The following is a 14,298-nucleotide window of genomic DNA, read 5'->3' on the forward strand; positions in this document are numbered from 1 at the left end:
GTGCACAACACACAAAGCCTCTGCCACTCTATTTACCAGGTGCATGCAGTGCAGCGTTCGTTCCTCAATAAACACAACCCAGACAATGCACCTGGCAAAAAAACATATCTATATTGCAACTATAAGTTGCATTAGCTGCTTGTTATCCAAACCTGTATTCAACACCGAGAGTTCCACAGGGGTACTCCCATTTTTTTATAATTGTTTTTCCGCACAAGACGCGGCATGTTCCGCATTCAAGACATCCTGCATAGTCGAAGATTATTGCGCCGTCTTCGCCACGCTTGTACAAGCCTGCAGGACAGGCCATCATCAGCTTTCTGAACTCTTCTGGATCAGGGTTGTCGACCAGTTCAATATGAGCGTTGCTTTCATCCACATAAAATTTGTTGACGCCAAGTTTGACATCCACGTTTACGCTGTTCATATGGAACGCACTCCTTTGAAGCCGTCTTTCATCAGGTTCAGGGGGCCAACCTTTTTGACCTCGCCCCAGAGTTTTTTCCAGAGGGGCTGTTCCGGCCCGTTGATGGTGAACATCTGGCGCATCACGGCTGCGGCCATTTGCGGGTAATCGTTAAAAATTCGAGAATTATCCAAAAATGCTGGCAGGTTTTTATAAAGATTCATGTCCTTCATGATGAAGCTTTCATCCAGAAGGGTTTTGTAGGAGGCAAGACCGGCTTCGCTGAAATCATTTGCCTTGCGGGCGGCCATAACCGCCTTGGCCGCGGCTTCGCCAGAAGCCACCGCCAGATCCATGCCCCGCACCGTGTAGCCCACGTTGAGGCAGAAGCCCGCAGCGTCGCCCGCGATCAGCACCCCGTCACCCACAAGCTTGGGCACCATGTTGAGCCCGCCCTCGGGCACAACGTGCGCCGAGTACTCAACAAGCTTGCCGCCGCTCACCAGGGGAGCCACCGCCGGGTGATTTTTAAAGTCTTCGAGCATTTGCGGCACGCTCTTGTTGGTGAGGGCCACGCTGTGCAGGCCAAACACAAGGCCCAGAGAAACGGTGGTTTCGTTGGTGTAAAGAAAACCGCCGCCCAGGTATCCGTTGGAGGGGGACCCGGCAAACAGCCAGGCCATGCCGTCCTTGCCCACGCAGCCAAAACGGTCGGCCATCTGGGCGGGGCTCAGCTCTATGAGTTCTTTCACCCCCACAGCCACGGTGTGGGGCGTAACCTTGTCGACCATGCCGAGCTGTTCGCCCAGTATGGAATTGACGCCGTCCGCCAGTATGACCACATGGGCCTCAAGCTCATCCTCGCCAGCTTTCACGCCGCAGACCTTGCCGTCACGCACGATGAGCTCTTCCACCCGCACGCCGGGGATAGGCTGCGCCCCGGCGCTTTCGGCCTTTTCCATAAACCACTGGTCAAACTTGCCGCGCAGGACCGTGTACGACTGCTCCTCGGGTTGCATGGAGCGCGCGGTCTGGTAGTCCATGGTCACGGCGCTGTCCGCGGTCAGAAATGAAATCTTTTCGCGGGCGACGCGCCGTTCAATCGGAGCCTCGTCGGCAAACCCGGGCATGATCTTTTCCAGGCTGTGCGCGTAGAGACGCCCGCCGGTCATGTTTTTGCTGCCAGCGTAGTTGCCCCGCTCTATCAGCAGAACAGAGAGACCTTCCTTGGCAAGCAGATAGCCGGCGGTGCAGCCGGCCAAACCGGCCCCCACGATAATTGCGTCAAACTTGTCATCCGACATAGCGCCACCTCTCGGCATAATTTTGCATCAGCCCTTGAAGCGTCATACGGGCCCGCACGAACTCGAATCTGTACCCTGCCGCCGCTGCGTCGCCTTGCCAGCAACTGGCCGCGCCTTGCGGCAAAAATCGTCCACAACCGGCATACAATCACAACGGCAATGCAAGCTGCCTTGCTTTGCGGCTTTCCCGATCGGTGACGCATCCTCTCGGGAAAGCCGTTTCCACGGGGGTTTATTACGCCGACATTACTCATGTAAGTCAGCAATTTAACATGATTTATTTCAACAAACTGGTCAGGCCGGGCAAAACCTTGTACAGGTCTCCCACAATGCCGTAGTCCACAAAATTGAATATGGGGGCGTTTTTGTCCTTGCTGACCGCTATGATCACCTTGGAGCCGTTGGCCCCAACCATGTGCTGGATCTGGCCGGAAACGCCCACGGCAAAGTAGACGTCCGCCTTCAGCATCACGCCCGAGACGCCAACGTAGCGCTCGCGCTCCATCCAGCCTTCGCCTTCAGCCACGGGGCGGGAGCAGCCAAGCTCAGCGCCAATGGCGCTGGCGAGGTTTTCCGCCAGGGCGAGATCTTCCTTTTTGGCAAAGCCGCGCCCCACGCACAGCACTCTTTTGGCTTTGCACAGGTCAACGGAGCTGCCCTGCTTTGACGTCAGCCCCACGACCTTGGGCATAACGGCCGGTGGCACAAAAACGCCCTGCTTCAGTTCGGCCTTGAGTGAAGCGTCGGGGGCTGCAGGTTCGTACGAGCCGGAGGCCAGGCTAAGAACGCAGACCGGCGAGGTGATCTTTTCGCTGCCGGAGGCCAACCCGCCAAAAACCATGCGGCTGACGGTGACGGCATCGGCAATTTCAATCCTGGTCACTTCATTGGCCACAGCCGCGCCAAGCTGCACGCCCATGCGGGCGGCCAGGGCGCGGCCTCGCTTGCTGGGGGGCACAAGCACCATGGCCTTTTTGCCGCATGCGGCAACCACGGCAGCAAAGGACGGTGCGTAATCTTCAAGCATTACGCCATCCTGCGGGGCGAATGTATATACGACACCGGCACCAAGCGATGCGGCGTACTGGGAGTCTTCGTCGGTTCCCACCACAAAAGCGCACACGTCTTCGCCCAGGGCGCGGGCCCCGGCAATGATTTCAGGCAGGCGGTCCCTTTTATCGCTGAACACAAAAATTATGGGCATTTTAGACATTGCTCACTCCTTACAACTAGTTCAAAATCTTGCGGATATTGGCCGCAAAAGCTGCGATCTGTTCTTCCGAATCGCCCTCGATGATCTCCCTCTTGCGATCTGTCTGATCAGGAGCAAGGATGGAGAGCATTGTGCTGGCGGGGTCAGAACTGTAACCGGCGTCAGCCAGCGCAATTTCTTCCACCGGCTTTTTGCTGGCGGCCAGAATGGCTTTCATGCTCGGGATCTTGGGCACATTGATGTCGGTGGTGACAGAGAGAACCGCAGGCAGGGGCACGTCGACGATTTCCACTTCGTCCTCCAGATCGCGCTCTACCCGTGCGGTGGATCCGTTGATCGTGATTTTGCCCACGCTGTTGATGCTGGGCACGCCCAAAAGCTCGCCCAAAAGCAGGCCTGTCTGCTGCGCGTAAAGGTCAGCCGAGCCTTCGCCGCACAGGATGAGGTCAAAACCCAGCTTTTTTGCTGCTCCGGCCATGATTTTGGCGGTTTCACCAGGCAGTATCCCGACAAGGGCATCGTCGCCCACCACGGCAAGGCAGTCGGCCCCACGGGACAAAATATCCTTGCGAACCTTGGTGTTGCCCGTGCTCGCCTTATCGCCGACGGTCAGGGCGGTTACGGTGCTGCCCTCCTGGGCAGCCGCCAGTTCCACACTGGCTTCAAGGGCGTTCAGGTCATAAAGGCTGATCTTCAAACCGGCTTTGTCCAGCTTGAGGGTTTTATCGCTATTTACGGAGATGTCCTGTTCTTCAGGAACAATCTTGCAGCAGGAAATGATTTTCATAGTTCTCCTCGCGTCTTATTAATTTAAAATTGATTATGCCCTGTATCTTGATGGACAAGTCACGGAACAAATACAGTGCTTATGCTCTAGATTCCGTATTCCCTGGCCTCCCTGCACTTGTTCAGAACAATGGTCAGGACTGTTCCAAGGCTACCAAGCATAATGATAAAGATGGTCATTGGCGCATATGAACCACTGGTTCCATGCAGCAGCCCCGCCACGTAAGGTCCCAAAAATGACGCCACAATGAGCACCATATTGACCATGCTGAAATTTACCGGGTAGTTGGATTCGCCATAAAAGGAGCGGATAAAAACGGCGTTCATGGGCAGCACGCCGCCAAAGCTCAGGCCGGTCAGCACAAAGCCAGCCACGGCAAGCTTGATATCGCCCATTCGCAAGGCGTACAGCAGGATGCCCCCTGCAATGCAAAAGCCCGCACCCACAAGCAGCATGACGCGCGCACGCCCGATTTTGTCGTACAGGCCGCCCACTATCACGCGCCCAAACCCGTTGCAGACGGAAACAACGCCTGCCAGCAGGGCGGCCTCATCCGCGCCTATGGCCATGCCCGCCATAAAGGGCACAGAATGGGCGATGAGCATGAGCCCGGCGGCGGAAAGCAGGCTCGACCATGCAAAAAATATCCAGAAGCTTGGCCGACGCAGCATGAGCGACGCCGTTATGTCCTCCCGTCTCTGCCCCCCGCAGGCTGCGGAATTTTCAGCGCAGAGCTGACCGGCTTTGGGGGGGGCCATAACCGCAGAGCACAGCAGAATCACAACCGGAAACACCACGCCGATGGCAAAAAATGTCAGCCGCCAGCCGATGGCCTTGACCAGCAGGCTGCCCGATGCCCCAAGCACCATGCCGCCAAAGCCAAAGGCCATCATTAAAAGACCCGAGATAAAGCCTGTACGGTCAGGAAACCAGCGCAAAACAGTGCTCAAAACAGCATTATAGGCCAAACCGACGCCAAGGCCGACTAACAGGCCGTAGGTCAGGTACAGCGCGGTCAGCGACGTGACGCGCGAGGCAAGGCAAAAGCCCGTGCCCATGGCCAGAGCGCATCCCCACAGGGCAACGCGCGAAGAAAATTTTTTCTGCAAAATGCCCGAGATCAGCCCGCCGATGCAGAACATCGACATGCATATGGAAAATGCCATTGATGTTTGCGATCGCTGCCAGCTAAATTCTTTCTCCATTGGCCCGGCAAAAACAGACCACGCGTACACCACGCCAAGGAGAAGAAGCGTAAGCATTCCTGAAAGTGCTATCAGATGGCGCTTTTGCATCAGAGTGCCCGCTTTTCTTGCAATACGTTATTCATAATCAGCTCCAACCCATCTTTTGTTAGTATTTACTTGCCCGGTAATGTTCATTTTTTGCTGGAGCCGACATGTACAATATGTACGTTACATTTCATGTTTGCCGATTTGCCACGCAATCCGGTCCTGGTGCGGCTGCTGCAGCCGCAAATGGCGGCCTGCGCCATTTATCGGCGGCCCCGGCAACAGCCGGGACCGCCGGACGCATGGCATCCTACCCGAGCACGTGCTTGGCAATGACGATCCGCTGAATCTCGCTCGTACCTTCAAAGATTTCGGTGAGCTTGGCTTCGCGGAACAGCCGTTCCACAGGGTAAGATTTGGTGTAGCCCATACCGCCGTGCAGCTGGACGGCATGGTGGGTCACAAACATGGCGGTTTCGGCGCAGTACAGTTTGGCCATGGCCGATTCCTTGCTGAACTTTTCGCCTGCATCCTTGAGGGCCGCGGCGCGGTACACCAGCATGCGGGCGCAGTCCACACGGGTGGCCATGTCGGCTATCATCCACTGCACGCCCTGATTGGCGGCAATGGGCTTGCCAAACTGGATGCGTTCCTTGGTGTATTTAACGGTGGCGTCCAGAGCGCTCTGGGCCAGACCAAGAGAGATGGCGGCGCAGCTCATGCGGCCGCTGTCCAGTGTTTCCATGGCGATCCTGAAGCCCTGGCCTTCCTTGCCCAGCAGATTGGAGGCAGGTATGACGCAGTCGCAAAAATCGACGGCGCAGGTTTCAGACCCGTTCATGCCCATCTTTTCTTCGGGCTGACCGATGGTGATGCCGGGGGTGCCCTTTTCAACCAAAAAGGCGGTGATGCCCTTGACGCCCTGGCTCTTGTCGGTCATGGCCAGCACAATAAACACTGACCCGGCGGGCGCGGCTGTGATCCACAACTTGGAGCCGTTGATCACATAGGTGTCGCCCTTGCGCACGGCAGTGGTCTGCTGGCTGGCGGCATCGCAGCCGGCCCCAGGCTCCGAAAGGCAAAAGCAGCCGAGCTTGTCGCCGCTGATCATGCCGGGGATCAGGCGATCCTTGATTTCATCGTTGGCGTACTTGAGCAGAATCGGGATGGTAAGCGAGCACTGCGAGCCGATGATCATGGCATGGGCGGCGCTGACTTTGGCAATTTCCTCTGTGGCCAGCACATAGCTGATGGCATCCGCGTTGCTGGCGCCGTATTTTTCGGGCAGGCAGAAGCCAAACAGTCCCAGATCAGCCATGGGTTTGATGCTCTCGGACGGAAACCGGTGGTCTCTGTCGATCTCGGCGGCAATGGGGGCCACATGCTGTTCCACAAATTCCTTGACCATGCCCTTGATCAGGGATTGTTCTTCGGTAAGCGAAAAATCCATACGAGTTCCTCTTTTTCAGACAGTTATGCGGGTGCTCCGCCAGCAACGGCAGGCGACCGGGCATTCCCCCCCCGCTCGCCGCTTGCCTGGCGCTAGGGTCTTTCGTGCGCGCCGTTGCGCTTTGCGTAGCCGCGTATTTTCATGGGGCCGAAAAGCAGCAGCGGTATGACGGTAAGAATCAGGCCAAACAGCCCCATGTACGCAAAGCCCTTGGCCACAATGGTCACCAGGCCAAGCTGGGACACGGCAAATGCATAAAGCAGTGTAATAAGAGCAATTATGCAGTTTCTCGAACGCAGTGAGGGTATTTTTTCCTCGGGCAGCAGCTTCCAGACCTTGGAATTCTCAAAGCGGCGCACCGAAGAGAACACAAAGGCGAACGCCGTAGAAATAAAGGCGAAGAACATGGCGATGGTGTAGAATGTACGCAGCAGGTTTTGATCAAGATGTTCAACGATGTAGAGCACCGGAATCGGGATCTTTTCGCTGAGCACTTCGGGGTAGTAGCCAAGCAGCATAAAGCACACCAGGGACAGGCACGTGCCGTTGATCAGCACGCCGGTTAAGGCGGCCTTGGCGCAATGCGCGCGGGTTTGCAGGGGTTCGGCCACCGAGACAAAAGGCGCGATAAAGGTTTGGAACGAGCAATAAATCAGGGTCATCCACAGAGCGTGGGTCCAGCTGAAATCGGCCGGGGCGATCTGGTTGTGGATGTTGGCAAGGATCACGTCCCACTTGGTATTGATGCCCACAGCCACCACCGCGCCCAAAAAGAACAGCAAGGCGACGGTCTTGATGCCTGCCAGACGGCGCACCAGCTCAGCGCCAAACACCGAGCACAAGAACACGATGGAGGTCATGATCATGGTGCCGATGAAATACGGAGTGCCAAACGAGTGCTCCAGAATGGACGAACCACCGGCGATGGCCGCTGCCGGAGGCATGCACAAAAAGATGATGAAAACAGCATCTTGGAGGTTGGCGAAAATCTTGTCGTAAGGATAATAAAAGCGGTCAACCCACGACCGCAGGTCGTACGACTTGCTGACGCGCGCAAACTCCCACATCATAAAGACGCAGCAGCCCTGAATGCTCATGGCGAGGAAAGGAAGGAACACGCAAGTCCAGCCGCTGGTGAGAAAATACCGCACTTCTTGCTGCCCGGAGGCAAAACCGCCGCCGGAGTGCATGGCAAACCAGAAGGTTGAACACAACAACCAAGCAGGAATGAATTTTTTGGTCATACCCAGGCCCATTTTTTCAAAGGGTTGAGAACCGCTCCCGATACAGCACTGGCAAGCAGTGCGCCTCAAGCGCCGCCCGTTTTCATAAAACCGCCACCCATCAATGTTCCCGCGCCGGAACCACTCCGGCGCGGGAACACCAGTCAGGCCGAAATCACGTCTGCAAATGTCTGCAACGCAGTGCGCGCCTGTTCAAAGCTGCGCATCTGCTGGTCAACCTCAACGCTCACCATGGGGATACCCGCTGCATCGAGGGCCTTTTTCACCATGGGGAAGTCGAATTCCTCGGGGTCGCAAAACTTGGTCATCAAAAAGACAACGCCCTGCGCGCCGTGCTTTTTGACCATGTCCACAAGCATGGGGCCGCGTTTTTTGTCGGGGTCGTACAGCACAGAGCAGCCCTCCATGTCGGAGATCTGTCTGGCCAGGGCATTGAAGGGGTCGGCGTCCGCCGGGACATCGGTGCGGTACTGGCGCGACTCCTGCGCCACTTCGTCCGCAACCACGGCAAACTTGTTGTCGGCCAGCACCTGCAGCAGGGCCGGGCTGTCAGCCAGAATACCCGTGGTGACGACCTTGTGCCCGTTCCATTCCTTCACGGGCTGCTGGCGGCACTGTTCAATGATCTGCCGGACAGCGGCCGTATGCTCGGCCCTGTCCATAAAACCGCCGCTCTTGATGACGGCATTGCGCTGCGCGGGCGAGATCAGGTGGGGGTACAGCGCGGCCACATCGGAAAATTCACGCAGGGCGTCGCGCTGGGCATTGCAGGTGTCGATGGCCTTTTGCAGCGAGGCCTTGTCCACCTTGCGGCCCGAAATGGCCGACAGTTTTTCGGCAATGGCCACGTACTGCTTGCGCATAAACTCGACGCCAGCAGGCAGCTTGCGGTTTTGAGGATGGATAACGGGGATGAACGGGACGTTTTTGACGCCCACCTTCCAGTTTTGCCCCAGGCACTTCAGCGTGTCGCACAACACGGGGATCATGGCGCCGGAGAGCTTGTCGAGCTTGCCGTTCAGCCCCATCTCAAGGCAGGTCTGGGCAATGCCGCAGTAAAAGGAAGGAAAGTACTTCTTGGCGCTGGATATTTCCATTTCAGCGCCCCAGACGGCAAAAGGCGTCATGCCGGCGGCGATCACCAGCTCGGCGGGCGAATACACGGGGAAGCAGCCAATGGCCTTTTTGCCCTGCGCCACCATTGCGTTCAGCTGCGCAGCCGGGTTGGCCGCCACATCACACAGTTTCTGAAGGGTATCGTTGAGCGTGCTCATTATGCTTTCGCCTCCTTATTGGCAGCCATCACTTCGCACAAAGCTTCAATGCGGGTCTGGTACTGAGCTTCTGAGAAGACGCGGGGGTCAGCCTGGTCGCCATCAAAGGTAACGGTGGGGATGTGCAACGTGTCGCGGATGCGCCGCTCCACTTCGGGCATGATGCCGCTCCAGAGCTTGCAGCTTCTGTTGGTATGGATGATGGCGCCGTCGATCTTGTTTTCGCGACCCACGTTGATGCGCATGTCGGCGGCACGCTCCAGAGACACGCAGTTGGGCACGTACGAGTAAGCGCGCATCATTTCGGCGGTGTTGTTGTAAAGAACGCCAAAGGCTGTAGCGTAGACTGTTGCAGTAACGTTAATGCCGTGCTCCTTGAGGGGAGCCGAGGTGGCGCGCAGGTAGGGCCAACAGGCGATGCCTTCAAACAGCACGCGATACTTCTGTTCGCCCTTGTAGGTGGAGGCGCCGGTTTTGACGGCGGCCTCGTATTCGTCGGCAAGCTGCTCAAAAGCCTCGGCAGCCTCAACTGTGCCCCGGGCGCACACGGCAACGGCCATGTGGTTGAACAGGTCAAAACCGTTGAGGGGCGAAGGCACGTACTTGGTGAACTCGGCAGCGCGCAGCCAGGCCTTGGCCGTGCGCTGCGAAACATCCATTACTTCCTTGAAGCGCTTTTCAGAAAAGGGCTTTCCGGTAATTTCAGAAAGCTGCTGCATGGCATGGTCAAACTGCGCCTTGATGTATTCCACCGAAGCATCGTCGGTTTCGTAATCATTCTTGAACGGAATATCGATGAGGATCATGGGGATATTGCGTTCTTTGGCGATGTTTTCGTACCACTTGATCATGCAGTTGCAGATATTGTTGCAGCACAAAACAAAGTCAGGCTGGGGCATATCCATTTCTTCACAGCTGCCGATGTCAAGAAATGCCAGGCTGGTGCGCGCATAGGCGCAGATATCGTTGGAATACCCCAGACCTTCGGCGTGCTCGCACATGCGCAGGCCGCCGCCCTTGGCCGCAATGGCTGCCGCCTGGTTTTCGGGATAGACAACCTTGATGCCCAGGGTCTGCGGAATTTCCTGCGGAAAATTCGAGGCGCACCACCCCACCATCTCGCCGCGCTTCTTGGCCTCCCAGGCCTCTTCATAAGCTTTTGCGGCAATGTCGCGCAGTCGTATTTTTGCCGGCACCGGTTCGCCAACATTCTGTTCACTCATGGGATGTCTCCTTGAGCTAAGATTTTTTGGAACAGCTGTCGTACGCGTACAGGGCCGCGCCCAGAGCTCCGCACAGCACGGAGAGGGGCGATACCTGGATTGACGTATGCAGCTCTTCCGAAAGGATGCGCACAACTTCAGCGTCGGCGGCCACGCCGCCAGTCATGGCGACCAGGGGCGTGACGCCGACCCGTTTCACTAATCCTGCGGTTTTGCTTGCGATCGAATGATGGATTCCATCAATAATGTCAGGAATTGATACTCCGCTTGCGAGATGCGAAATAACTTCAGATTCTGCAAACACTGTGCATGTAGAGCTTATTTTGACAGACTTTGTTGCCTTTGCGCCAAGTGATGCCATTTCAGATAACTTGACCTCAAGCACTCTGGACATAACATCGAGGAATCTTCCTGTACCAGCAGCGCATTTGTCATTCATAACAAAGTTTACAAGCATACCTTGTTCTGAAATCTGCATGGCTTTTACGTCCTGACCGCCTATATCTATGAGCGTACGTACTCTAGCAAACAGGCGCACGGCCCCCCTTGCGTGGCAGCTCAGCTCGCTCACCTCTTTGTTCGCCTCTTTGACCGAATTGCGCCCGTAGCCCGTGGCGCAGACAAAGGCTATGTCGCCAGCGCTTTTGCCGCAGGCCGCCAGGGCTTCGTCCATGGCCCTGCCAGGGCCGCTGGTGCCCGCACCTACGGCAACGACCGACTTGGAGACGATGTCTTCACCGTTCTGCAGGATGATGCATTTGGAGGCGGAAGAACCGATGTCTACGCCCATTGTCAAAATGGAATTCATGCACAAGACCTCATTTCACCTTACTTCCAGGCGCAAACTTCCTTATTGGCGATCATTTCGTCGATCTGTTCCTTGGTGTAGCCAAGGCTGCCAAGAATCTTGTAGTTGTCGCCGCCCACAAGGGGCGCCTGCTTGTATTCGGGCAGGCCCATTTCTTCAAAATCAATGGGGATACGCACGAGGGTACGGTTGTTGCCGTTGGGGTATTGCATCTTGTAGAAGGAATCGACAGACCAGGCCTGCTTGTCTTCGAGGATTTCTTCCCAGGTCTGCGCAATGGAGAAGGGGATGTCGTGGGCGGTGAATATCTCGGCCCATTCCTTGACGGTCTTGGTCTGGAAGGCATCCCACAGGATGTCGTACAGCTCGGGCGAACGCTTGTGCTTGGCCACGACCTCCATCTTGGTGTAGCGCTCATCTTCGGCCAGATCTTCACGGCCGATGCACTTCATAAAGGTGGGATAGTACGCGTCGTAGACTGGCATGCAGATCTGGATGAAGCGGTCATCCTTGGTCTTGTAGGCCACGATGAAGGGGCTGATGGTTTCGCGGCGGTCGATGGGGTACACCTGGCCGTAGTCGGTGTACTGCGCGCCCTGAATCATGATGCCCTGGGTGTAGATGGCCGTGTGCAGCAGGTTGGTGGAGACCTTTTCACCCTTGCCGGTGCGCTGGGCGTTGATGTAGGCGGCAAGAATGCCCGCAGCCAGCATCATGCCGCACTGGTGATCGCCCAGACCGGGGACCACGTTCATGGGCACAGTGCCCTTTTGGTACAGGGTACCCAGCATGCCGCCGCGGGCAAAAAAGGCAGTGTAGTCAAAGCCGGGCAGGTCTTTGTCCGGTCCTTTTTCGCCGTAGCCGGTGGCATTGGCGTAAACAAGCTTGGGAAAAACAGTTTTGAGGTCGGCGTATGAAAGCTTGGCGCGTTCAAGCGCCTGAGGACGCCAGTTGGTAACAAAGATGTCGGCCTTTTCCAGAAGCTGAAAAAGAATTTTTCTGCCGCCGGGGCTCTTCATGTCCAGCCCCAGGCTCAGCTTGTTGGCGTTTTCAAGATCAAAGGTTGTGTTTTCGCTATGGTCCTGCGGGCGTCCCTCGGTGGGGGCAGTCCAGCGCAGGTTGTCCCCCTTGGCGCCTTCAATCTTGATAACCTCAGCGCCCATATCAGCGAGCATGCGCGTAGCGGAAGGAACGGCAATAAAGGTTGCCAGCTCCACAATTTTGACACCTTCCAGCAATTTTCTCTCAGACATTGATTTTCTCCTTAATTGCGGTGACTACAGAAATAACAATTTACTATTACCTTAAATGCACTATTACTAAGCGCATTCAGCACTTAATTTATCTTTTAAGTATTGAATATTGATCTTACCATTATCATTTAAAGGCATTTCATCAATGATCATAAACTTACTTGGAATCTTATAGTGAGCAATTTTTCCTTCAAGTTCACTTTTTAAACCATACTCACTCAACATATATCCTGAATATGGAATAACTACTGCAATAGCTTCTTCGCCAAGGTCTTTTGAGTAAATACCAAATACCTTTGCCTGATGAACACCGGCAATTTTTTTCAATGCGCACTCAATTTCCATTGGGCTTATATTTTCACCACCACGCACAATAATATCTTTAATTCTATAGGAGTAATGCCAATCACCATACATATCTACAAATCCAGCATCGCCAGTGTGGTACCAGCACCTGTCATCCATCACCGTTGAAACCTGTCCGTGCAGGCCGAGGTACCCCCTCATCACATGAAATCCACGGGTCCACAGCTCGCCGGTTTCTCCGGGCAGCAGCTCATCGCCGGTTTCCGGATCGACAACCTTCATCTCCACACCTGGCAAGGGCACGCCGATGGTGGTGCACTTCAGCTCTATATCCGCGTCGGGAAATGTTTGCGTGCAGCAGGGCGAGGTTTCCGTTTGCCCATAAGCGATGGAAAGCCCCTGCATGCCAAGCCTGTTTACGATGGCAGCCACAAGTGATTCACTGCACTGAGAACCGGCAATAATGCCTTTTTTGAGAACAAGATTATTTGATCCGCTCGCAGATACGGCTTCCAAGAGTCTTCCAAACATTGTCGGCACGCCGTGCAAGACAGTACATTTGTATTTTTCGCAATATTTTATGACGTCAGAGACCCTGTACCGCTCAAGTATTACCAGCGGAACGCCGCAGGCGATGCTGCCAATGAGACATGTAGAAAGACCAAAGCAATGGAATAGCGGCACTGCCATGCAGCACAGATCTTTTGCGGCATCCAGCCCGAGGCGCTGAATAGAGAGAAAGGCGTTGTTGACCAGGTTGTCGTGCGTAAGCATGACGCCCTTGGGTCGGCAGGTACTGCCAGAGGTAAACAGGATACAAGAAACATGCTGCGGCTGGACGGCTGCGCGGATGCCGGCATAAAAATCGGCGGAAAGGCTTGCGCCCAGAGATGCAAGGTCAGCAGTGCTCACAGATGAGGCAATGGAGTTGTCGCCAAGGCTTACCGAAAACTTGAGCGTCGATGGCTCGGCGGCGTCCGCGCCGTCCATAAACAATCCATCGACTATCGCCGCGTAATCCACATCGCGGTAGCCGTCCGCATAACATATGCACGCGCAACGGGTGCGGCTGACAATGTCTTCAATCTCCGGTCTGGTCAGATGGATATTGACCGGCACAAAAACCGCTCCAAGTTTGATGGCCGCAAGCCCGCAGACAATCAGCGAAACCGAATTACACGACCAGCCCACAAAGGTATCACCTGCACGCAGGCCCTTGACCCACAACCCCCTGGCGTAGGCATCGGTCAACGCGTCAAGCTCGCTCCAGGACAACCTCTCGCCTGTGTTCGCCTGAATCAGGGCGTCCGTTTCCGGCCAGGTTTCGGCAGCGCGGCTGAGAAAGTCGCCAATGGTCATTGCAAAAGGCCTCATACTTACCCCTTGATCAAATTCAGCATTCATAAATCGCGTCAGGGCACGCACCGCCAAACAGGTATTTCTTTAGAACTCACATTGTCGACAATTAAAATTCAATTTGTTGAAAAAAAATATCATCTACCAAGTCAATTACAGAAAATTTGTGAGATAAATTCAGCTTATTAAAAACAATAAAAAATATATTTTAAAGTAAAAGTCTAAAAAAAAATTCTAGTTGTATATATATTCATTCAATTACTATTGCAAAATTACTACTGCTTCTTCTTTTAAAGCCAAAACTAAATAACTATTATTTTTTTGTTTTACTTATTAAATAGATTTAACATTTATGAGTCACAACAAATACTGCTTCTGCTTGTCATAATAATTTTATCATTCATTGTCGACAATAAAAATTCATATTTTTTTATAATACCTT

General features: G+C 54.8%; 12 protein-coding genes. All 12 read right to left on the reverse strand.

All coding sequences use genetic code 11. The features are described from left to right. Positions 1-142: 142 nt before the first annotated feature. Positions 143-427 carry a ferredoxin family protein gene (locus DDIC_RS08625; protein ID WP_136400062.1) on the reverse strand — a complete coding sequence of 95 codons (285 nt, stop codon included), beginning with the start codon at positions 425-427 and terminating at the stop codon, positions 143-145. Further along, positions 424-1,710, reverse strand: a complete 1,287-nt coding sequence (locus DDIC_RS08630; protein ID WP_136400063.1) for an FAD-dependent oxidoreductase — start codon at positions 1,708-1,710, stop codon at positions 424-426. The genes DDIC_RS08625 and DDIC_RS08630 overlap by 4 nt, the downstream gene beginning before the upstream one ends. 277 nt (positions 1,711-1,987) lie before the next feature. Beyond that, on the reverse strand, positions 1,988-2,923 hold the full coding sequence (locus DDIC_RS08635) for an FAD-binding protein (RefSeq protein ID WP_136400064.1): 936 nt from the start codon (positions 2,921-2,923) through the stop codon (positions 1,988-1,990). A 16-nt stretch (positions 2,924-2,939) separates the two neighbouring features. Next, positions 2,940-3,710 (reverse strand): putative electron transfer flavoprotein FixA, encoded by a 771-nt coding sequence (gene fixA, locus DDIC_RS08640; RefSeq protein WP_136400065.1) that lies wholly within the window; start codon positions 3,708-3,710, stop codon positions 2,940-2,942. An 86-nt stretch (positions 3,711-3,796) separates the two neighbouring features. Then, entirely contained in the window at positions 3,797-5,005 is a 1,209-nt protein-coding gene (locus DDIC_RS08645; RefSeq protein WP_136400066.1) for an MFS transporter, read from the reverse strand. Between the two features lie 247 nt (positions 5,006-5,252). Next, a complete protein-coding gene (locus DDIC_RS08650) occupies positions 5,253-6,392 on the reverse strand; it encodes an acyl-CoA dehydrogenase family protein (protein WP_136400067.1) in 1,140 nt (379 codons plus the stop codon). Between the two features lie 92 nt (positions 6,393-6,484). Further along, on the reverse strand, positions 6,485-7,636 hold the full coding sequence (locus DDIC_RS08655) for a YkvI family membrane protein (RefSeq protein WP_136400068.1): 1,152 nt from the start codon (positions 7,634-7,636) through the stop codon (positions 6,485-6,487). Between the two features lie 143 nt (positions 7,637-7,779). Beyond that, positions 7,780-8,910, reverse strand: coding sequence for a 2-hydroxyacyl-CoA dehydratase subunit D (locus DDIC_RS08660; protein WP_136400069.1), 1,131 nt, complete (start codon positions 8,908-8,910; stop codon positions 7,780-7,782). Further along, entirely contained in the window at positions 8,910-10,133 is a 1,224-nt protein-coding gene (locus DDIC_RS08665; RefSeq protein WP_136400070.1) for a 2-hydroxyacyl-CoA dehydratase subunit D, read from the reverse strand. The genes DDIC_RS08660 and DDIC_RS08665 overlap by 1 nt, the downstream gene beginning before the upstream one ends. Before the next feature lie 16 nt (positions 10,134-10,149). Further along, complete coding sequence (locus DDIC_RS08670; protein WP_136400071.1) at positions 10,150-10,941, reverse strand: acyl-CoA dehydratase activase; 792 nt, start codon at positions 10,939-10,941, stop codon at positions 10,150-10,152. 20 nt (positions 10,942-10,961) lie between these two features. Further along, entirely contained in the window at positions 10,962-12,194 is a 1,233-nt protein-coding gene (locus tag DDIC_RS08675) for a CaiB/BaiF CoA transferase family protein (RefSeq protein ID WP_136400072.1), read from the reverse strand. Positions 12,195-12,260: 66 nt separating this feature from the next. Then, on the reverse strand, positions 12,261-13,904 hold the full coding sequence (locus DDIC_RS08680) for an AMP-binding protein (protein ID WP_136400073.1): 1,644 nt from the start codon (positions 13,902-13,904) through the stop codon (positions 12,261-12,263). Positions 13,905-14,298: the final 394 nt, after the last annotated feature.

The sequence above is a fragment of the Desulfovibrio desulfuricans genome (genome assembly GCF_004801255.1).
Classification (GTDB): domain Bacteria; phylum Desulfobacterota; class Desulfovibrionia; order Desulfovibrionales; family Desulfovibrionaceae; genus Desulfovibrio; species Desulfovibrio desulfuricans_C.

What these genes read in the sequence shown, in the direction of transcription:
- DDIC_RS08670 (WP_136400071.1), bottom strand. Translation starts at nt 10,941, where the DNA reads ATGAATTCCATTTTGACAATGGGCGTAGACATCGGTTCTTCCGCCTCC.
- DDIC_RS08675 (WP_136400072.1), bottom strand. Translation starts at nt 12,194, where the DNA reads ATGTCTGAGAGAAAATTGCTGGAAGGTGTCAAAATTGTGGAGCTGGCA.
- DDIC_RS08680 (WP_136400073.1), bottom strand. Translation starts at nt 13,904, where the DNA reads ATGAATGCTGAATTTGATCAAGGGGTAAGTATGAGGCCTTTTGCAATG.
- DDIC_RS08630 (WP_136400063.1), bottom strand. Translation starts at nt 1,710, where the DNA reads ATGTCGGATGACAAGTTTGACGCAATTATCGTGGGGGCCGGTTTGGCC.
- DDIC_RS08665 (WP_136400070.1), bottom strand. Translation starts at nt 10,133, where the DNA reads ATGAGTGAACAGAATGTTGGCGAACCGGTGCCGGCAAAAATACGACTG.
- fixA (WP_136400065.1), bottom strand. Translation starts at nt 3,710, where the DNA reads ATGAAAATCATTTCCTGCTGCAAGATTGTTCCTGAAGAACAGGACATC.
- DDIC_RS08635 (WP_136400064.1), bottom strand. Translation starts at nt 2,923, where the DNA reads ATGTCTAAAATGCCCATAATTTTTGTGTTCAGCGATAAAAGGGACCGC.
- DDIC_RS08650 (WP_136400067.1), bottom strand. Translation starts at nt 6,392, where the DNA reads ATGGATTTTTCGCTTACCGAAGAACAATCCCTGATCAAGGGCATGGTC.
- DDIC_RS08655 (WP_136400068.1), bottom strand. Translation starts at nt 7,636, where the DNA reads ATGACCAAAAAATTCATTCCTGCTTGGTTGTTGTGTTCAACCTTCTGG.
- DDIC_RS08645 (WP_136400066.1), bottom strand. Translation starts at nt 5,005, where the DNA reads ATGCAAAAGCGCCATCTGATAGCACTTTCAGGAATGCTTACGCTTCTT.
- DDIC_RS08625 (WP_136400062.1), bottom strand. Translation starts at nt 427, where the DNA reads ATGAACAGCGTAAACGTGGATGTCAAACTTGGCGTCAACAAATTTTAT.
- DDIC_RS08660 (WP_136400069.1), bottom strand. Translation starts at nt 8,910, where the DNA reads ATGAGCACGCTCAACGATACCCTTCAGAAACTGTGTGATGTGGCGGCC.